Annotated in this window: 18 protein-coding genes; 7 read left to right on the top strand and 11 right to left on the bottom strand. The window is 66.2% G+C overall.

Going from position 1 to position 19,247, the window contains the following annotated elements; genetic code table 11:
* Positions 1–32: 32 nt before the first annotated feature.
* From V8U06_RS23430 to V8U06_RS23400, 7 genes are all read right to left on the bottom strand, one after another.
* Positions 33–1,715, bottom strand: coding sequence for an aconitase X (locus V8U06_RS23430; protein ID WP_427142735.1), 1,683 nt, complete (start codon positions 1,713–1,715; stop codon positions 33–35).
* A 10-nt stretch (positions 1,716–1,725) separates the two neighbouring features.
* The gene (locus tag V8U06_RS23425; protein ID WP_427142734.1) at positions 1,726–2,976 is read right to left on the bottom strand and encodes an NAD(P)/FAD-dependent oxidoreductase; all 1,251 of its coding nucleotides are present in this window, start codon (positions 2,974–2,976) and stop codon (positions 1,726–1,728) included.
* 7 nt (positions 2,977–2,983) lie between these two features.
* The gene (locus tag V8U06_RS23420) at positions 2,984–3,706 is read right to left on the bottom strand and encodes an amino acid ABC transporter ATP-binding protein (protein ID WP_226921026.1); all 723 of its coding nucleotides are present in this window, start codon (positions 3,704–3,706) and stop codon (positions 2,984–2,986) included.
* Positions 3,699–4,349, bottom strand: a complete 651-nt coding sequence (locus tag V8U06_RS23415; RefSeq protein ID WP_226921029.1) for an amino acid ABC transporter permease — start codon at positions 4,347–4,349, stop codon at positions 3,699–3,701. Before V8U06_RS23415 ends, V8U06_RS23420 begins: the two co-directional genes overlap by 8 nt.
* Positions 4,350–4,363: 14 nt before the next feature.
* Positions 4,364–5,029, bottom strand: a complete 666-nt coding sequence (locus tag V8U06_RS23410) for an amino acid ABC transporter permease (protein WP_226921031.1) — start codon at positions 5,027–5,029, stop codon at positions 4,364–4,366.
* Positions 5,030–5,099: 70 nt separating this feature from the next.
* Entirely contained in the window at positions 5,100–5,909 is an 810-nt protein-coding gene (locus tag V8U06_RS23405; RefSeq protein WP_226921033.1) for a transporter substrate-binding domain-containing protein, read from the bottom strand.
* Positions 5,910–6,084: 175 nt separating this feature from the next.
* Positions 6,085–7,602, bottom strand: coding sequence for an aldehyde dehydrogenase (NADP(+)) (locus V8U06_RS23400; RefSeq protein WP_427142733.1), 1,518 nt, complete (start codon positions 7,600–7,602; stop codon positions 6,085–6,087).
* A gap of 146 nt (positions 7,603–7,748) precedes the next feature.
* Here V8U06_RS23400 and V8U06_RS23395 point away from each other — a divergent pair, with 146 nt between their 5' ends.
* Positions 7,749–8,786, top strand: a complete 1,038-nt coding sequence (locus V8U06_RS23395) for an Ldh family oxidoreductase (RefSeq protein WP_427142732.1) — start codon at positions 7,749–7,751, stop codon at positions 8,784–8,786.
* Between the two features lie 274 nt (positions 8,787–9,060).
* Here V8U06_RS23395 and V8U06_RS23390 read toward each other — a convergent pair whose 3' ends face one another.
* From V8U06_RS23390 to V8U06_RS23380, 3 genes are all read right to left on the bottom strand, one after another.
* Positions 9,061–10,023 carry a dihydrodipicolinate synthase family protein gene (locus V8U06_RS23390; RefSeq protein ID WP_226921038.1) on the bottom strand — a complete coding sequence of 321 codons (963 nt, stop codon included), beginning with the start codon at positions 10,021–10,023 and terminating at the stop codon, positions 9,061–9,063.
* Between the two features lie 121 nt (positions 10,024–10,144).
* On the bottom strand, positions 10,145–10,849 hold the full coding sequence (locus V8U06_RS23385) for a GntR family transcriptional regulator (protein ID WP_427142731.1): 705 nt from the start codon (positions 10,847–10,849) through the stop codon (positions 10,145–10,147).
* A 182-nt stretch (positions 10,850–11,031) separates the two neighbouring features.
* Positions 11,032–11,697 carry a GntR family transcriptional regulator gene (locus V8U06_RS23380; protein ID WP_226921813.1) on the bottom strand — a complete coding sequence of 222 codons (666 nt, stop codon included), beginning with the start codon at positions 11,695–11,697 and terminating at the stop codon, positions 11,032–11,034.
* Between the two features lie 196 nt (positions 11,698–11,893).
* Between V8U06_RS23380 and V8U06_RS23375 the strand changes: the two genes are divergently transcribed.
* On the top strand, positions 11,894–12,925 hold the full coding sequence (locus V8U06_RS23375; protein ID WP_427142730.1) for a trans-3-hydroxy-L-proline dehydratase: 1,032 nt from the start codon (positions 11,894–11,896) through the stop codon (positions 12,923–12,925).
* 13 nt (positions 12,926–12,938) lie between these two features.
* Here the strand turns inward: V8U06_RS23375 and V8U06_RS23370 are convergent, their stop codons facing one another.
* Positions 12,939–13,562, bottom strand: a complete 624-nt coding sequence (locus tag V8U06_RS23370; protein ID WP_427142729.1) for a cupin domain-containing protein — start codon at positions 13,560–13,562, stop codon at positions 12,939–12,941.
* A 218-nt stretch (positions 13,563–13,780) separates the two neighbouring features.
* On the opposite strand from V8U06_RS23370, the gene V8U06_RS23365 reads away from it, so the two are divergent.
* From V8U06_RS23365 to V8U06_RS23345, 5 genes are all read left to right on the top strand, one after another.
* Entirely contained in the window at positions 13,781–15,358 is a 1,578-nt protein-coding gene (locus V8U06_RS23365; RefSeq protein ID WP_427142728.1) for an ABC transporter substrate-binding protein, read from the top strand.
* 71 nt (positions 15,359–15,429) lie between these two features.
* Positions 15,430–16,371 (top strand): ABC transporter permease, encoded by a 942-nt coding sequence (locus V8U06_RS23360; protein ID WP_427142727.1) that lies wholly within the window; start codon positions 15,430–15,432, stop codon positions 16,369–16,371.
* Positions 16,368–17,234 (top strand): ABC transporter permease, encoded by an 867-nt coding sequence (locus V8U06_RS23355; protein ID WP_427142726.1) that lies wholly within the window; start codon positions 16,368–16,370, stop codon positions 17,232–17,234. The genes V8U06_RS23360 and V8U06_RS23355 overlap by 4 nt, the downstream gene beginning before the upstream one ends.
* Positions 17,235–17,256: 22 nt before the next feature.
* Entirely contained in the window at positions 17,257–18,261 is a 1,005-nt protein-coding gene (locus V8U06_RS23350; RefSeq protein WP_427142725.1) for an ABC transporter ATP-binding protein, read from the top strand.
* A complete protein-coding gene (locus tag V8U06_RS23345) occupies positions 18,258–19,247 on the top strand; it encodes an ABC transporter ATP-binding protein (protein WP_427142724.1) in 990 nt (329 codons plus the stop codon). Before V8U06_RS23350 ends, V8U06_RS23345 begins: the two co-directional genes overlap by 4 nt.

Genomic DNA, 19,247 nt, shown 5'->3' with positions numbered 1-19,247 from the left:
TCTATACGCGCGACGTCTTCGGACGGGACTGATCAGGCGAGCCAGGCCGGCAGGCGTGGCGGCACACGGCCGGTCAGCGCCGCCTCGATGCAATCGGCAAGATTGCCGAAGCGCACGGTGCGGCCGGAAAGGCCCGGGCCGTAATGGGCGTATTTGCCGGAATTGGTGATGAGCGTGCGCGTCTTGGGCGGGAAGACGGGTTCGGAGATCGAGCACCAGCAGAGATCCGGCAGGACCTGGACGCCGCTTGCCCGCAGCCGGGCCAGCACGTCGCCCGCCTCCGCCATGACATCGCGGCCCGCCGTGACGATCACGGAGACGCCCTCATGCCGCTTGCGCTCGCCAAGCGCATCGGCGAGCGCGCGGCATTCGGAGGCGGAGGCGTGCGGGCTGCCGATGGCGACGAGTTCCACCTCGGCCGGCCCCTCGTTGAACATCCGCCAGACCTCGACCATGTCGGCGCGGGTGATCGACACAAGGTCGGCGTTGGCAGCGGCGGCACCGTCCGCCTCGGGCGTCACGCCTTCGATATGCAGCATCGGCGCTGCGGAGGTGGTGCCGAAGGCGGCGCAGAGCGCCTTCAGGTCGTCCCGCGTCGGCTTTGCGGCGGCAAGACCGCGAAGGAGCGGAATGCGGTCGGGCGCGGCGCGGCCGGCGAGATAGCCGACGAGCGGCCAGAAGGCGTCGTCAACGGTCTCCGGCAGGTCGACGTCGATGACGCGCCTCGCCTTGCGATGCTCTTCCAGATAGACGCCCGAGAGCGGCGCGCGGCCGGTCAAGGCGATGCAGAGATCGAGGAAATCGGGATGCTTGGCCGTGCGCGCACCAAGCACGGTATTGGCGAAGATAACGGCATTGGATTCCGCCCAGGCGATGGCCTCGCCGGTCTTCGGCGCGCTGTCGAGCAGATAGGGCGAACAGGTGAAGGTCGGGCGGCAGCCCATGCGCACATAGGCGTCGGCGAGGCGCGCGGCCGGATCGCCAAAATCGTGCGGCACGCCCTGCTTTTCCCAGTTCGCCCGGTCGACGGATATGGCGTTCATGGTGGTCGGCACGCGCACCGTCGCGCCCATGTCGGCCATCTTTTCCGCGAAGGTGAGGTTGGCGGGGCTGGCATAGATGCAGCCGTCGATATGGCCCTGCACGACGTCGACGAGTTGCCTCGCGCCCTGCTGCGCGGCCATGGCGGCCGTGATGCGCAGGGCAAGCTGCACGGCGATACCGTCGCGGCCCTCGAGCATGGCGCGGTCGTCTTCGGTAAGGTCGAGCGCGGCCGTGGCCGGCGGGGCGACGGGGATGACAAGGCCATCCGCCTCGATGCTCGTCTCGCCGATCCGCGCCGTCCCGGCGCGACAGAGCGCGTCGAAGGCGTCGTGCGACAGGCGCAGAACCGGCAGCGACTTGCCGAACATCTCCGCGGCGATCAGCGCGCCGAGCGTCAAGACGTCCTCGGCCTCGCTGAAGATCAGCGCGGCGGGCGCGCGGCCGGTCAGCGCAAGGTCGAGCAACACGCCGGAGCCGGTGCAGGAGCCGCGGCTCGACGGCATCATCAGGATGCCGCCGGTGATGACGGTGCCATGCAGCGGATGGTGTACGTCGATGACGCGGCCCGTCGCGGGATCGACGCCGCCCCAGAAGCTCAGCGCCTCCCCGGCTGCAATGATCGGACCGGAGGCTGTTCCGGAAAGAATGCTGCGGGCGGAGAGGTCGGCCATGGATCTGTCCCTAGAAACGTTGCGGCGAGAAGGAGGCGATGTCGATCGCCGTCTTTCCATCGGTGAGGAGTTCGGCGACGAGGCGAGCCGTGCCGGCCGACTGGGTGAGGCCGAGATGGCCGTGGCCGAAGGCATAGACCACGCGCGGCGTCGCGCGGGCGCGGCCGATGGCCGGCAGGCTGTCCGGCAGCGAGGGGCGGAAGCCCATCCACTGCACGCCGCCCTCGGGCTTCAGGCCCGGCAGGAAGGCGCGGGCCTTTTCCAGCATGGCTTCCGACCGGCGGAAGTTCGGCGGTAGCTTCAGTCCGCCAAGCTCCACCGCGCCGCCAACGCGGATGCCGGTCGAAAGCCGGGTAACGACGAAGCCATGGCCGCCGAAGGTGACCTGCGTGCGCAGGTCGAAGGCGTCGGCCGGCAGCGTCGTGTTGTAGCCGCGCTCGGTTTCGAGCGGAATGTTCTCGCCGAGCGAGCGGGCAACCTGGTGCGAGAAGGCGCCGGCCGCGAGCACGACCTTCTGTGCGCGCAACGTGCGTCCGTCGGCCGTGCGGATTTCCACGCCCCCCTCGATGGGGTGGAGGCTGGCGACCTCGGCACGTTCGATCCGGCCGCCCCTGGCGCGGAAGTGATCGGCGAGCGCCAGCGTATAGAGCTTGGGATCGGCGATGGAATACCAGCCGGGCGTGAAGGTGCCGTGGGTGAAGCGCGGCGCAAGGCCGGGCTGGATCGCCGCCATGTCGGCCGCGCCCATGTGGCGGAATTCGACGCCGTGGGCTTCGCGCGCCTTCCAGCCGGGCAGCGAGGCGTTGAGCTCGGCCTGGCTTTCATAGACCTGGAGGTTGCCTTCCTTGCGCAGCATCGCCGCCGTGCCGGTCTCGGCCAGGAACGGCTCCAGCGCGGCCTTGGAAAGGTCCATCAGCGCGGTTTGCGCCGCCGTGGAATGGGCAACGCGGCTCGCCGAGCAGGCGCGCCAGAAGCGGAACATCCAGGGCGCGATCTGCAGCGCATAGGACGGCGGCACGGAGAGCGGCCCGAGCGGATCGAGCAGCCATTTCGGCGCCTTCTTCAGGATGCCCGGCGAGGCGAGCGGCAGGATGTCGGTGAAGGCGAAGGCGCCGGCATTTCCGGCCGACGCGCCGGCCGCGGGGCCTTCGCGCTCGATAACGGTGACGGCAAGGCCGCGGGCCTGTGCGGCAATGGCGGCGGAAAGGCCGACCACGCCGGCGCCGATGACGACGACGCCGGGCTCGATTTCAGTCTGCATTTTTGCCTCAGTGGGTAGCGGCGAGGAACGCCTGCAATTCCGGATTCTTGGGCGCGCCGAACAGCTCTTCCGGCGGTGCGATCTCGGCCATCACGCCCTTGTGGAAGAAGGCCACGCGGTCGGAGACTTCGCGGGCGAACTTCATTTCGTGCGTGACGCAGATCATCGTCATGCCCTCGGAGGCGAGCATGCGCAGCGTGTCGAGCACTTCGCCGACGAGCTGCGGGTCGAGCGCCGAGGTCACTTCGTCGAAGAGCATGTAGGCCGGGGACATGGCGAGCGCGCGGGCGATCGCCATGCGCTGCTGCTGGCCGCCGGACATGCGGCTCGGATAGACCTTGAGCTTGTCGCCGAGACCGACATGGGTGAGCTGCTTGACGGCCATGGCCTCGGCCTCCGCCTTGGACTGGCCGAGAACCTTGACCGGCGCCAGCATTACGTTTTCCAGCACGGTCAGGTGCGGGAAGGCGTTGAACTGCTGGAACACGATGCCGAGCTTGCGGCGCAGCTTGTTGAGGTCCGTGCCCTTGGCATGCACGTCCGTGCCGTCGACGACGATGCGGCCGGCATCAATGGTCTCCAGACCGTTGATGCAGGTGAGCAGCGTCGACTTGCCCGAGCCCGAGCCGCCGATGATGGTCAGCACTTCGCCCTTCTGGACGGTGAGGTTGATGCCCTTCAGGACTTCCAGCTGGCCGAAGGATTTGCGGACATTTTCGATCTCAATCATTGGACCACCGTTTTTCGAGATAGCCGCCCAGCCGGGCAATGGGGAAGCTGATGATGAAGTAGATGGCGCCGCAGATCAGCAGGATGAACAGCGGTTCCTGCAGGCGCGTGACGAGGATCTGCGAGGCGCGCAGCAGCTCGATCAGGCCGAGCCAGAGCACGAGCGCCGAATCCTTCATGACGCCGAGCGTCAGGCCGATCCAGGCCGGCAGCGAGACGCGGGTGGCGAGCGGGGCCACGATGTAGCGCATGTCCTGCCACCAGGTCATGCCGAGCGAGCGGGCCGCCCGGCGCGTGGTGGCGGGAACGGCGGAGATGCCGCCGCGCACGATCTCGGTGCAATAGGCCGCCGTATAGAGCGACAGCACCACACAGGAGGTGGTGAACGGCGCCCAGCCGAGCTTCATGATCGACTGCAGCGCATTGCCGAGCACGAGCTGGATGAGCAGCGGCACGGAACGGAAGATGTCGAGCAGGAAGGTGATCGGCAGCGACCAATAGGTGCCGAGCTGGTTGCGCAGCACGCCGAAGACGACGCCGAGAATAGTGCCGGCCAGCACGGAGACGGCCGTGACCGCGAGGGTCATCAGCGCGCCCTGCGCGAGGAAGCCGAGATCGGCAAGCGTGAGAGCGGTATCGAACATGGTTTACCCCTCTCTCAGTAACGGAACATGCGCGTGGCGGCGAGGCGGGCTGCCAGCGTCACGGCCTTGGCGATCAGGTAGTAGATGACTGCCGCGATCGCGAAGAATTCGAAGGTGCGGAACGAGCGGGCGTTCAGTTCCTGCGTGATGCCGGCAAGGTCCGTGTTCATGCCGACGGTGACGCCGAGCGAGGTCATCAGGATTGCCCAGACCATCTGGTTGGTGGCCGGCAGGAAGGCGATGCGCAGCATCTGCGGCATGACGATGTAGCGGAAGGCCTGCAGCGGCGTCATGCCGAGCGAACGGCCGGCGCGGGTCTGCGTCTCCGGGATCGCTTTCAGCGCGCCGCGGAAGTTTTCCGCGAGATAACCGGCATTGTTGAAGGCGATACCGACCAGCAGCGCCGTATAGGGGCTCAGGTGGATGCCGAAGCTGCCAAGGCCGAAATGGGCCATGTAGATCTGGAACAGCGCCGGCGTGTTGCGGGCGATCTCGACCCAGACCGTGGCAAAGCCGTTGAGGATGCGGTTGCCGGACAGCCGGAAGAGCGTCAGCGCGAGCGCGACGACAAGGCCGATGGCCATGGACAGGATCGCGATCTGCAGCGTGACCAGCGCGCCGTCCAGCATCTGCGGCAGGGCCTTGAGCGCCTGATTCCAGTGGAAAGAGTAACTGAACATTGCCGTCTCACCCTTTGAAACGATCGGCGGCGCGGGACGCCAGGTCCCGCGCCGCCGGGGAAGCGGCAGATTAGCGGTAAACGCCGTTCACGGACAGGGCCGGCAGATCGCCGCCAACCCACTTTTCATAGAGTTCCTTGTAGCGGCCGGTGCGGACCTGCTGGTTCACGAACAGGTTCAGGTAGTTGATCAGGCCGTATTCTTCGCGGTTGGTGAAGAGCGCGACATAGTCGATGTCGTAGGGCGCCTTGCCGACGACCGAGATGCCCGGGAACTTGCCGCTCTTGACGGTGGCCTGGGCGACCGTCGAGGTGGAAACCGTGGCGTCGATCTGGCCCTGGCTGAGGGCGAGGAAGACGTCGGCCTGGGTCTGGTACGGACGGAACTCGCCTGCGCCGAATTCCTTCATCGACTTTTCGAGCGCGATGGCTTCGAAGGTACCGGCGGTGGCGCCGACGACCTTGCCCTTCATGTCTTCGAAGGACTTGACGCCCGACTTGTCGTTGGCCGTGACAGCCATTTCAAAGGCGAAGTAGGGGATCGACATGCCGACGGTCTTGGCGCGTTCCAGCGTGTCGGAGGTCGAGGCGACACCGACGTCGACGCGGCCGGACATCAGGGCCGGGATGCGTTCCGGGAAGGGCGTTTCGACGATTTCAGCCGTAACGCCGAGCGCCTTGGCGAGATCGTTGCAATAGTCGACGTCGAAGCCGATCGGGTTGTTGCTCTCGTCGCGCGAGCCCATCGGCGGGAAGTCGAGAACGACGGCGCAGCGCAGCGTGCCGGACGAGATGATGTCGTCCAGCTTGTCGGCCTTGGCCGGGCTGGTCAGAGCGGTGGCGGCCACGAGGCCGAATGCGAGGACCGAAGTCTTCTTCATAACTCTCTCCCTGGATTGGTCTGGACGATTTACCGGCGGAGGTCCGTCCCGCGCCACATGTAAACCGGCTTCTAAAATACAAATAATATGCAAAAAGTATATAGCTAGTATGCAAAAAAGTGCGCCGGGCTCTCCTTTCGGGGAACCCGGCGCATATGCAAGCCAGAGGCTTCAATCAGTTGAGGAAATCCTCAGGCAGCAGGCCTTCCGGCATATTCTGGTAGGACACCGGACGCAGGAACCGTCGGATCGCCATCGTGCCGACGCTCGTCGCACCGAAGTTCGTCGAGGCCGGATACGGGCCACCATGCACCATGGAGTCTACCACTTCCACGCCGGTCGGGAAACCGTTGACCAGCACGCGGCCGGCCTTGCGCTCGAGAACGGGACGCAGGCGCTTCGCGTCTTCGAGGTCGCCGGCATCCATGTGGATGGTCGCCGTGAGCTGGCCCTCGAAATTGCGGGCAAGGGCCTCCATCTCGTCGACCGAGCCGACGCGCACGACGAGACCGAGCGGGCCGAAGACTTCTTCGGAGAGTGCATGGTCGGCCAGGAACTGCTCGCCGGATATCTCGAAGAGGTTGGGCAGGGCGTTACGGCCCGTCGATTCGGTCGTCAGCAGCGGCTTGACCGTGTTGCGGCTTTCAAAACGGGCCTGACCGTCCTGGTAGGCCTTGGCGATGCCGTCGGTCAGCATGGTCTGCGGACCGACCTTGCCGAGTGCCTCCACGGCGGCGGCGGTGAAGCGGTCGGCATCCGGACCGTCGGCGACGATGGCGATGCCCGGATTGGTGCAGAACTGGCCGGCGCCCATGGTGAGCGAACCTGCCCAGCCCTGGCCGAGGCCTTCGGCGCGGGCCTTCATGGCTTCCGGCAGCAGGAACATCGGGTTGACCGAGCCGAGCTCGCCGAAGAACGGGATCGGCTCCGGACGGGCGGCGCAGAGGTTGAAGAGGGCGCGACCGCCGGCAAGCGAGCCGGTGAAGCCGACGGCCTTGATCAGCGGATGCTGCACGACGGCTTCGCCGACCTGGCGGTTGCCGCCCTGGATGAGCGAGAAGACGCCCGGATGCACGCCGGTCTTCTCGATGGCGGCCAGAACGGCCTCGGCGATGATCTCGCCCGTGCCCGGATGGGCCGAGTGTCCCTTGACGACGACGGGGCAGCCGGCGGCGAGCGCGGCGGCCGTATCGCCGCCGGCCGTGGAGAAGGCGAGCGGGAAGTTGGAGGCGCCGAAGACGGCGACCGGGCCGATCGGGCGCTGGATCAGGCGGATTTCCGGGCGCGGTGCGGGCTGGCGGTCCGGCAGGGCCGCATCGAAGCGGCGATCGAGGAAGTCGCCCTTCTCGATATGGTCGGCGAAGAGGCGGAGCTGGCCGGTGGTGCGGCCGCGCTCGCCCTGCAGGCGCGCGACCGGCAGGCCGGTTTCCTGCGTGCCGATCTCGGTGATGGCTTCGGCGCGCGCCTCGATCTCGTCGGCGATGGCGCGCAGGAAGGCGGCGCGGTCGGCCCGCGAGGCGTAACCGTAGCTGAGGAAGGCCTCTTCCGCGGCTTCGGCGGCGCGGTTCACCAGCTCGACCGTGCCGACGGCGAAGGCATGCGCCGGGCCGTGGGCGGGCGAGGAGGTGAAGGTGCCGTTGCCGTCCAGCCATTGCCCGGCGACGAGGTGTTTACCGTTGGGGGTGAAAGCCATTTGACGTACCTTTCTTGCGGAATGAGGCTCGCCCGATATAGGAGTCGGAGGGGCGAATTGCACTTGTCGAAATCTTGTATACTCTATGTATGCAAATGTTCAATCGCCAACCTGCATGGGTTGGCACCAGCCTGAAGAGACGAACGATGACGCAAACCACTATCCTGTCGATTGACGCCCTTTTCGCGCGCGTCGAAGCCATCTTCCTGAAGGCTGGTCTCAACGCCGTGCAGGCCGGGGCGCTGGCCCGCGTCATCGTCGCCGGCGAGCGCGACGCCTGCAAGTCGCATGGCATCTACCGCATCGAGGGCGCGCTGCGCACCGTCAAGGCCGGCAAGGTGAAGCCGGACGCCGTGCCGGAACTCGACGGCAACGAAGGCTCCGCCATCGTCAAGGTCAATGCGAAGGGCGGCTTTGCCAATCCCGCCTTCGAACTTGGCGTACCGGCCCTTGCCGAACGCGCCCGCAAGCTCGGCATCGCCGCACTCGTCATCAACGACTGCACCCATTTCTCCGCCCTCTGGCCGGAAGTCGAGGCCGTGACGAACGAGGGCCTTGCCGGCCTCGTCATGTGCCCGAGCTATGCGACCGTCGCGCCGACGGGCGGCAACAAGCCGCTGCTCGGCACCAATCCCTTCGCCTTCGGCTGGCCGCGCCCGAACGGTTCGCCCTATGTCTTCGACTTCGCCACCTCCGTCGCCGCCCGCGGCGAAATCGAGCTGCACCGCCGCGCGGGCAAGCAGCTCCCGGAAGGCTGGGCGATCGACGCCGATGGCAATCCGACGACGGACCCGGAAGCCGCGCTTGCCGGCGCCATGCTGCCCTTCGGCGGCCACAAGGGTTCGGCCATCGGCACGATGATCGAGCTTCTCGCCGGCATCATGATCGGCGACCTGACGAGCCCGGAAGTGCTCGACTATCTCGGCACCACGACACTCGCCCCCTTCCATGGCGAACTGATCATCGCGATGTCGCCGGAAGCCTTCGCCAAGGGCCGCCCCGGCGATCCCTTCGCCCGCGCCGAGACCCTCTTCGAGGCCATCGTCGGCCAGGGCGCCCGCCTGCCCTCCCAGCGCCGCTTCGTCGCCCGCAAGAAATCGCAGACGGAAGGCGTTTCGCTCACCGCCGCCGAGATCGAACAGCTCGACCATCTGCTGGCCAAGGGGCTTGACGCCATCGCCTGATTGCGGCGTCGCTTGCCGACGACGGGAGCGACCTTCGGGCCGCTCCCGCAAAGCCCTTCCCCTCTTCTCCGCCGCTCGTCACCCGACATCCGGCGCGCCCATGCGCGCAAAAGGCGTCCTCGTCGATCGCGAGGCGTTCTGTCACCACCCGGCGGCAGGACGCCGGATCCTATCAGGCAGGGCGGAAGAGATGTGGGCGAAAAATCGATACTACCTGCAACGAAAAAGGCCCTCCTCGCGGAGGGCCTTTCGCATTGCATGGGCCGGTAAAGCCTTATGCCTTGTACTTCTGTACGGCACCCGGCAGCTTGCTCCATTCGGCATACCAGGTGTCGAAGAGCTTGAGCTGGGCTTCGACATAGCCGCGCTGGCTGTCGGAGAGGGCGTCGGTTTCGTTGAAGTGCAGCGTGTATTCCTTGTCGCCCTTCAGCACCATCATGTGCTTGAAGTAGAGAACGAGGTCCGGGCCTTCGTCGAAGGAGGAGAGCACGCCGAGGGCGGCTTCCAGTTCCAGGGCGCGCTGGCGGGCATCCGCATCGCCGGCGGCGGCAGCCCGGGCGAGGGCGCACATGTGCAGCACTTCCTTCGGCAGCACGCAGCCGATGCCGGTGATGGCGCCGACGGCACCGCAGTTGACGAAGCCGTGGAAGACGCAGGTGTCGACGCCGATCATCAGCGTGACGTCATCGTCGCGGCTGGTGATGTTTTCCGCAGCGTAGCGCATGTCGGCAGCGCCGCCGAATTCCTTGAAGCCGACGAGGTTCGAATGCTCGGCGCGCAGGGCGAAGAAGAGATCGGCGCGGGTGGCGAAGCCATAGTAGGGGCTGTTGTAGATGACAGCCGGCAGGTCCGGAGCGGCCGAGAGGATCGCCTTGAAGTGGTTCTTCTGGGCGGCGATGACCGAACCGCGGGACAGGACGCGCGGGATGACCATGAGGCCCTGGGCGCCGACCTTCTGGGCGTGGGCGGCATGGGCGACGGCCGAAGCGGTGTTGACGGCGCCGGTGCCGACGATGACCGGGATGCCAGCCTTGACGAGGCGTTCGACGCCTTCCATGCGCTGTTCGTCCGTCAGCAGCGGCCAGTCACCCATGGAGCCGCAGTAGACGACGGCGGACATGCCCTTTTCGATGAGTTCCTTGCCCTTGCGAACCAGCGCGTCGAAGTCCGGCGTGCGGTCTGCCTTGCAGGGCGTCATCAGGGCGGGAATGACACCGGAAAAAATCTTGGCCTTCATGTCGATCTCCTTTGGGCGGTTCTCTCAGGCGGGCGACCGGCACGATGCACAGGTCCTCCCCCTCACTGATGATGGTTGTAGCATCTTGTATTTTATTTGTCGACAAGAAAAATACAAAAACTCAAAGCGCGATGTCGAGCCTGTCGTTGCGGCTGAAAAGCTTCTGCACCTGGGCGACGATCGCTTCCGCATGGGCCTTGCCCAGCCGATCGGCCTCCTCGATGTCGCGCGCCTCGATGGCGGCGATGATGGCGGCGTGCTCGTCGACGAAACGCTGCGGGAACTGTTCCTCGTAGGACTGGTAGTAGAGCTGAAGGATGCGCCGGCCCTCGTCGAGCAGCCGCCGGAACAGGCTGGTGAAATAGGGGTTGCGGCCGGCCTCGGCGATGGCGGCATGGAAGGCCGCGTTGGTGGCGATCATCGTCAGGTGGTCGCGCGCCTTGAGGGCGGCCGCATAATCCTCGTGGAAGCCGCGGATGATGGCGATGTCCTCCGGGCGGTGGCTCTGCGCCGCCAGCCGCGTCGTCACGCGATACATCAGCACCAGCGCGTCGAAGAAGGTGTGGAGGTTCATGAAGTCGATGTTCGACACCATGGTGGAGCGGTTCGGCAGGGTCTCGATCAGCCCCTCGCCGGCCAGCCGCACCAGCGCCTCGCGGATCGGCGTGCGGGACATCTTGAAGCGCTCGGCAAGCTGCACCTCGTCGATCGGGCTGCCGGGGGCGAGCTTCAGGTCCAGAATCTCGTCGCGCAGCAGGTCATAGACCATTTTCACGCCGGAGCCGCGCTTTCGCTCCGGCAGGGCACTGGAATCGGTATCGGTCATAGAAAATCCTCTTGTCGACAAAAGAAATACAATTCTCTGTCCACGCTATCAATCGGTTAAAGTGGGCATTTTGACGAAAGCGCCGTCAAGTGTCCAAAGGGATAGATTTCCGCAAATCCAGCGGTTTGCGGGTGGAAAAGTGAAAAGGGCGGGAAATTCCGGCCTGAGGCCGCGGCCAAACCTCAGCCGCGCTGCTCGCGCAAAAAGGTCACCAGCGATTTGCCCGCATCGAGGATGTGGTCGCGCGTCAGCCGTGAGGCGCGGTCCGCGTCGCCGTTTTCGCAGGCAAGCAGGATCGCCTCGTGCTCGCGGCCGGCGCGCGGCACGCCATTGGTGAAGGTCAGCTGGGCGCGCAGATAGCGGTCGATGCGGTCGAGCGAGGAGCGCACGTTCTGCAGGTAATAGGGCCGGCGCGAGGCCTCGTAGAGACTGTAGTGGAAATTGCGGTTGATCTCGCCCCAGCGGTGCGGATCGGTCTCTCGGTCGAACTCGTTGCAATAGCGCCGCGCCCGCTCCAGCGTTTCTCGGTCGAGATTGGGCACGGCAAGACGGATGACCTCCGCTTCGATCAGTGCGCGGAATTCGAAGATCTCCTCGATCTCCTCGATGGAAAGGCCGGCGACGACGGCGCCCTTGTAGCGCTGGGTGGTGATGAGACCGTGCTGCTCCAGCCGGGACAGCGCCTCGCGCACGGGAATGCGGCTGGTGTTGAACATCTGGGCGATCTCTTCCTGCCGGAGATTTTCGCCTTCGCCGATCGCGCCCTCGATGATCGCCTTGCGCAGCGATTCATAGACGATGTCGGCCGCCGACGCGGCCTGCCTGACATCGACGGCAGAAAATTTCATCACGTCCGACCCCTGATCCTCTAGGCTAACGGTCATAGGGGGAATCCCGGAACGGGGCAACACGGGGCGCCGCGCCCCACCGCCGGAAAGCCACCAAAAAGCTGATTGTATATTGGATCCAATTTTTCTATGAAAGAGCAATCGCGCCGGACAACCCGTTCGCGCACCATCACAGCCTGATATCGGAGGAAGCGCCATGCGCAGCAGCAAGGTCATCCACATCGTCTCCTGCCACGCCGAGGGCGAGGTGGGCGACGTCATCGTCGGCGGCGTCGCCCCGCCGCCCGGCAAGACGCTGTGGGAACAGCGCAAGTTCATCGCCGAGGACCAGACGCTGCGCAACTTCGTGCTGAACGAACCGCGCGGCGGCGTCTTCCGCCACATCAACCTGCTCGTGCCGCCGAAGGATCCGCGCGCCACGATGGGCTTCATCATCATGGAGCCGGAGGACACGCCGCCGATGTCCGGCTCCAATTCGATCTGCGTTTCCACCGTGCTGCTCGACAGCGGCATCGTGCCGATGGTCGAGCCGGAGACCCACATGGTGCTGGAAGCGCCGGGCGGCCTCGTCAATGTCGTCGCCGCCTGCCGCAACGGCAAGGCCGAGCGCATCACCGTCACCAACGTGCCCTCCTTCGCCGACAAGCTGGACGCGACGCTGGAGGTCGAAGGCCTCGGCACGCTCACCGTCGACACCGCCTATGGCGGCGACAGCTTCGTCTTCGCCGATGCCCGGGCGCTCGGCTTTGCCGTCACGCCGGACGAGGCGCGGGAACTTGCCGAAACCGGCATCCGCATCACCAAGGCCGCCAACGAACAGCTCGGCTTCACCCATCCGGAAAACCCGGACTGGAACCACATTTCCTTCTGCCAGCTGACGCTGCCGGTGGAGGAGCGCGACGGGGCGCTGCACGGCCGCAACACGGTCGTCATCCAGCCGGCCAAGCTCGACCGCTCGCCGACCGGCACCGGCTGCTCGGCCCGCATGGCGCTGCTGCATGCCCGCGGCCAGATCAAGGTCGGCCAGCCCTTCTCCGGCTATTCGATCATCGATTCGCGCTTCGACTGCCGCATCGTCGGCGAGACCACCGTCGGCGGCCGCCCGGCCATCGTGCCCGAGATCTCCGGCCGCGCCTGGATTACCGGCACCAGCCAGGTCATGCTCGACCCCGAGGATCCGTGGCCGGCCGGCTATCGCCTCGCCGACACCTGGCCGCGCAAGCAGTAAGGCCCGGGACGGGTCAGTCTTCCTTGATGATCCGGGTCGTGCCGACCCACAGTTCACGCGCCGGGCCCTTGCCGACATTGCGGGCCCGGTGCGGCAGTTTCGAGGGAAAGTGCAGCGTGTCGCCGGCCGTCAGGCGGTATTCCTTGCCGTCCACCTCGTAGAGGATTTCTCCCTCGATCAGGTAGATGAAGTCCTCGCCCTCGTGGCTCGTCAGTTCCGAGACGTAGCCTTCCGGAATCTGCGTGATGCAGCCGTTCAGCATCGCGCCGGGAAAACCCCGCTCCAGCAGTTCGTAGACCCGGTCCTTCGTCGCGACATTGTAGCCCGGCCGCTCGCCGGCATGGGACACCATGGAATGTTCGTGGCGCGGCGGCTGGGAGAGGAACGTGTCGACGCTGGTGCCGAGCGCATTGGCGACATTGTAGAGCGAGATCAGCGAGGGCGTCGAAAGCCCGCGCTCGATCTGGCTGATGAAGCCTTCGGTCAGCCCGGCTTCCTGCGCCACCTGCTTCATCGTCTTGCCGATGTCCTTGCGCCGTTCGCGCAGCATCTGGCCGAGCGCCGCCGGCGCCGGCATGTCGTTGCCGGGATTTTCGGCATCCGTGCCGCGCGTCTTTTCGTCGTCGAGGGTCATCATGGCTTTCCGCTTGACTTGCACCGCGCGATGGACTTTAGTTTGACTAAAGTCGGTTGCGCAAGCCATAGAGCCTATCGCGCCCGCCGCCGATTTTTAAGGGGGAACAACAAGAGCGTCGTCACTTAAGTCCGGTTCGGGGTCAATCCTGTCCGGAAAAATTGGATCCAATATCCAAAGTGCGCCGCACCGGCCCGGCCGGACAATCGAGGAGGAATGACATGAAGCGTTTTCTGCCCGTTCTCATGGGCGCGACCCTGAGCCTTGCCGCCGCCACATCCGCACTCGCCATCGAGCGCGGCGGATCGATGGCCTTCGCCCGCTATGACGATTCGGCGATCATCGACCCCGTCTGGGCGGACCGGAACCCCGACCTCTGGCTGATCAACGCGCTCTACGAAACCCTGCTGCGCAACGGCCCCGACGGCTCCGTCGTCGCCGGCCTTGCCGAGAGCCATGATGTCTCGGCGGATGGCAAGACCATCACGCTGACGCTGCGCGAGGGCCTGAAGTTCTCCGACGGCTCGCCGCTGACGGGCGAGGACGTCGTCTTCTCGCTCGAACGCGCGCGCAATCCCGATCTCGGTCCCTGGGCCGGCCTGCTCGGCTCCGTCGAGAGCGTGAAGGCAGAAGACAACACGATCACCCTCTCGCTGAAGCAGCCCGACCCGACGATCCTGTCGATCCTCGCCACCTTCAACACCGGCATCGTCTCGAAGGCGGCCTTCGAAAAGGCGGCCGGCGCGACGGACCAGGAAAAGGCGCAGGCCTATTTCGCCGGCAACCCCGTCACATCGGGTCCCTTCACGCTGAAGAGCCGCGTGCAGGGCGCCAGCATGACCTTCGCCCGCAACCCGAACTACTGGCGCTCCGGCGAGGACGGCAAGCCGCTGCCCTATCTCGACGAGGTCAACTTCGTCGTCATCCCCGACGACGCGACGCGCATCCTGAAGCTGCAGGCCGGCGAAGTCGACGCGGCCGAGTTCATTCCCTTCGCCCGCGTCGGGGAACTCAGCGCCGACGCCAACCTGAAGATGGAACTCTTCCCCTCGACCCGCATCGTCTACGCGCCGATCAACACCCGCGAGACCAAGGCGGACGGCGCGAAGAACCCGCTCTCCGACGCCAAGGTGCGCCAGGCGCTGAACTATGCGACGAACAAGGACGTGCTGATCAAGCTCGTCACCTTCGACACCGGCAAGCCGATGACCTCGCTGATGTCGGCCGCCACGCAGCTCCACTACGGCCCCGAACCGCTCTATCCCTACAATCCTGACAAGGCCAAGGAACTGCTGGGCGAAGCCGGCCTTTCCGGCGGCTTCGAGGTGAAGCTGACGACGCTCGCCGGCAGCGCCGACGACGCCACGCTCTTCACCGCGCTCCAGCAGATGTGGGCGCCGCTCGGCGTCAACCTCTCCGTCGAGCAGGTCGACAACCCGACGCGCGGCGAGAAGAACCGCTCCGGCGCCTTCGACATCCACACCTATGGCTGGGCGAACGATGTGAACGACCCGGCGCAGGTCACCGGCTGGCTGGGCTACTACAAGCAGCGCCAGGCCGTGGGCACCGGCTGGAACAATGCGGAATTCAACGAACTCTTCGAAAAGTCGAATTCCGAAGTCGATCCGGACAAGCGCCGCGAAGAATACAAGCGCATGCAGGAAATCTACGCCACGGAAGCCCCGTTGCTCTTCCTCTTCGAGACGCCGTTCGCCACCGCCGTCTCGCGCTCGGTCGAAGGCTATGTGCAGACCCCGCTCGGCGCGAACGACTTTTCCGAGGCCTGGCGCGCCAAGTAACCGAGTGACAACCGCCTGACCGCCGCCTGCCGGGCCTCTTCGGAGGCCGGCGGGCGGCAAGAGGTTCATCCATGCCTTCGCTTTCCTATCTTCTGGCGCGGCTGCTGCAGATCGTTCCCACCTTCCTGCTGGTGATGGTCTTCATCTTCCTTCTCGTGCGCCTCCTGCCGGGCGATCCGGCCATCGCCATGGCCGAGGCCAAGGCGACCGACGCGCAGATCGAGCAGATCCGCCACAATCTCGGTCTCGACAAGCCGCTGCCCGTGCAGTTCGCGGTCTTCGTCAAGAACACGCTGACCGGCGATCTCGGCCGCTCGATCCTGCTGAAGGCGCCGGTCGCCGACGTGATCCTCGACCGCCTGCCGACGACGATCTTCCTGGCGCTCTATTCCGTCGTGCTCGCCATCTGCCTTGCCGGCCCGCTCGCCTTTCTCGCGGCGGCGCGGGCGAACGGCGCGGTCGACATCGCCATCCGCAGCATCTTCCAGGTCGGGCTTTCCATGCCGGTCTTCTATATCGGCCTCATGCTGCTGACCGTGCTTGCCGCCCAGCTTCGCCTCTTCCCGGTCGGCGGCTACGGCAAGACGTTCCTCGACAATCTCTACCACCTCATCCTGCCGGCGCTCAGCGTCGCGCTCTACACCTCGGCGATCATCCTGCGGAACCTGCGCGCCTCGCTGATCGAGGTGCTGGATGCGGACTATGTCCAGTTCGCCCGCGCCAAGGGTCTTTCTCCCCGCATCATCATGACCCGGCATGTGCTGCGCAACGCCATGGTCTCCACCGTCACCCTGCTCGGCCTTTCCATCGGCAACCTGATGAGCGGCACGCTGGTGACGGAAACCGTCTTCGCCGTGCCCGGCGTCGGCCGGTTGATGCTGGAAGCGATCTTCGCCCGCGACTATCCGCTCATCCAGGGTCTGACCCTCACCTTCGCCGTGCTCGTCTCCGTCGTCTTCCTCTTGACGGATGTCGTGCAGTCCTGGCTCGATCCGAGGCTGCGCCAGTCATGAGCACCATCACCTATTCCGCCGCAAGACCGTCCCGGCTGCGCGCCTTTCTCGGCCGCGCCTTCCGCAAACCCGCCTTCGTCACCGGCTTCGCCATCCTCGTCCTGTCGCTGGCGCTGGCGATCTTCCCGCATGTCCTGGCGCCTTACGACCCGCTCGCCTTCGATCTCAATGCGATCCAGCAGGGGCCGAGCCTTGCCCATCCCTTCGGCACCGACAATTTCGGCCGCGACATGCTCTCGCGCGTCATCTGGGCCTATTCGGTCGACATGCAGATGGCCTTCTTCGCGACGGTCTTCGCGCTCATCATCGGCGTTACGGTCGGCGCGCTCGTCGGCTATTACGGCGGCATCGCGGACATGATCTTCGGCCGCTGCGTCGATGCCATCATCACCTTTCCGTTCCTCGTGCTGGTCATCGCCATCGTCGCCGTGCTCGGCCCCGGCCTCGTCAACATGTATGTGGCGATCACGGCGGTGAACTGGGTCTATTATGCCCGGCTCACCCGCGCCGAGATCATGGCGCAGAAGGCCAACGACTACGCCGCCGCCGGCCGCGTGCTCGGCTATTCCGACCGCCGCATCATCTTCCGCCACCTGCTGCCCAACGCCATCTCGCCCGTCATCGTCTACTGGATGACCGACATGGCGCTCGCCATCCTGCTCGGCTCATCGCTCGGCTATCTCGGCCTCGGCGCGCAGCCGCCGGCGGCCGAATGGGGCGTACTGATCGCCGAGGGCCGCAACTTCCTGATGACCGCCTGGTGGATGAGCCTGATGCCCGGCATAGCCATCGTGCTCACCGGCCTCGGCTTCAGCCTCGTCGGCGATGCGCTGGCCGACCTGCTCCGCCCTAGAGGACGCTGAGATGGCCCGAAAGGACACTGCGATGGAAAGACCCGTCGTTCTCGAGGTGCGCGGCCTGCGCACCGAATTCGGCCCGGCCGACCACCCCCTCGTCGCCGTCGACGATATGTCCTTCACCGTTCGGGAAGGCGAAATCCTCGGCCTCGTCGGCGAATCCGGCTCGGGCAAGAGCATCACGCTGCGCTCCATCCTCGGCATCGTGCAGCCGCGCGGACGCGTCCACGGCAATATCCTCTGGAAGGGCCGCGACCTCGCCGCCCTCGACGAGGCGGGCCTGCGCGCCGTGCGCGGGCGGGAGATCGCAATGATCTTCCAGGAGCCGATGTCCTCGCTCAACCCGCTGCTGACCGTCGGCCTGCAGATCGAGGAAAACCTCGTCGCCCATACGGACCTCGACGCCCGCGCCCGCAAGGCGCGCGCCGTGGAACTGCTCGACATGGTGGGCATTCCCGCCGCGCGCGGCCGGCTCGGCGATTTCCCGCACGAGTTTTCCGGCGGCATGCGCCAGCGCGTGATGATCGCCATCGCGCTCGCCTCCAATCCGCGGCTGCTGCTCGCCGACGAGCCGACGACCGCGCTCGACGTGACGATCCAGGACCAGATCCTGCGGCTCATCCAGCAGCTCGCCGAGGAGCTCGGCATGGCGATGATCCTCGTCACTCACGACATGGCCGTGGTGGCGGAGACCTGCGACCGTGTCGCGGTGATGTATGGCGGGCGGCTGTGCGAGACCGGGGAAACGGCCACGGTGATCGGCCATGCCCGCCATCCCTATACGCTCGGGCTGCTGCGCTCCATTCCGCGCGACGTGCCGCCGCGCACGCCGCTCTATTCCATTCCCGGCGCGCCGCCATCGCTGGCCGCCATGCCCTCCGGCTGCGCCTTCACGGCGCGCTGTCCGGTCGCGGGACCCGAATGCCGGGACATCCGGCCAAAACTTGCCGCGCTTTCGGGTGGGGGGCTTGCAGCCTGCCACCGGCTCCCCGAAGCTGCGGCCTTTTTCTCCCTCCACGAGGCCGCGCAATGACCCCGATCCTCTCCATTCGCGACCTCTCCATGCGCTTCTCCAAGCCGCGCTCGCTGGCCGACACGGTGGCGCGGCGGCCGCAGAAGGTGGTCTCGGCGCTCAACGGCGTGGAGCTCGACGTCATGGTCGGCGAGACTCTCGGCATCGTCGGCGAATCGGGCTGCGGCAAGTCCACGCTCGCCCGCTGCATCGCCGGCCTCAACCGGCCGACGGCCGGCGATATCCTCTTCGAGGGTGAGAGCGTCGTCGGGCTCAAGGGGGCGAAGCGCCGGGCCTTCAATCGCCGCGTCCAGATGATGTTTCAGGATCCCTATACCTCGCTCAACCCGCGCATGACGGTGCGCGACACGCTGGAAGAGGCGATCACCGTGCACGGCATGCGCAGCGGTGCGGATATCGGCCGGCGCGTCGACGAACTGCTCGACCTCGTGCGCCTGCCGGACGGAGCGGCGGACAAGTATCCGCACGAATTTTCCGGCGGCCAGCGCCAGCGTATCGGCATCGCCCGGGCGCTCGCCTTGGAGCCGATCTGCCTCGTCGCCGACGAGCTGGTTTCCGCCCTCGATGTTTCGGTCCAGGCGCAGGTGGTCAACCTGCTGATGGAGCTGCAGGACAATCTCGGTCTCACCGTGCTCTTCGTCGCCCATGATCTCCGGCTCGTCCGCCATGTCTCGCATCGCGTCGCCGTCATCTATCTCGGCGCCATCGTGGAGATCGGCCCCTCGGAAGCGCTGTTCGCCAATCCCGAGCACCCCTATTCCCGTGCGCTGCTTGCCGCCGCGCCGTCGCTCGATCCCGGCCAGCGACGAAAGAAGCCGGCCATTGCGGGCGAATTGCCCTCGCCGCTCAACGTGCCGCCCGGCTGCCCCTTCCATCTGCGCTGCCCGCACGCCGCCGACATCTGCCGGCGCGAGAAGCCGGTGCTCCGCCCGGCCGGAGCCGGCATGGCGGCCTGCCATTTTGCCGGCGCGTTGCCGGACGCCTGA

The organism is Shinella sp. G-2, assembly GCF_050172695.1.
Classification (GTDB): domain Bacteria; phylum Pseudomonadota; class Alphaproteobacteria; order Rhizobiales; family Rhizobiaceae; genus Shinella.
This window is presented reverse-complemented; position numbering and strand designations above follow the sequence as displayed.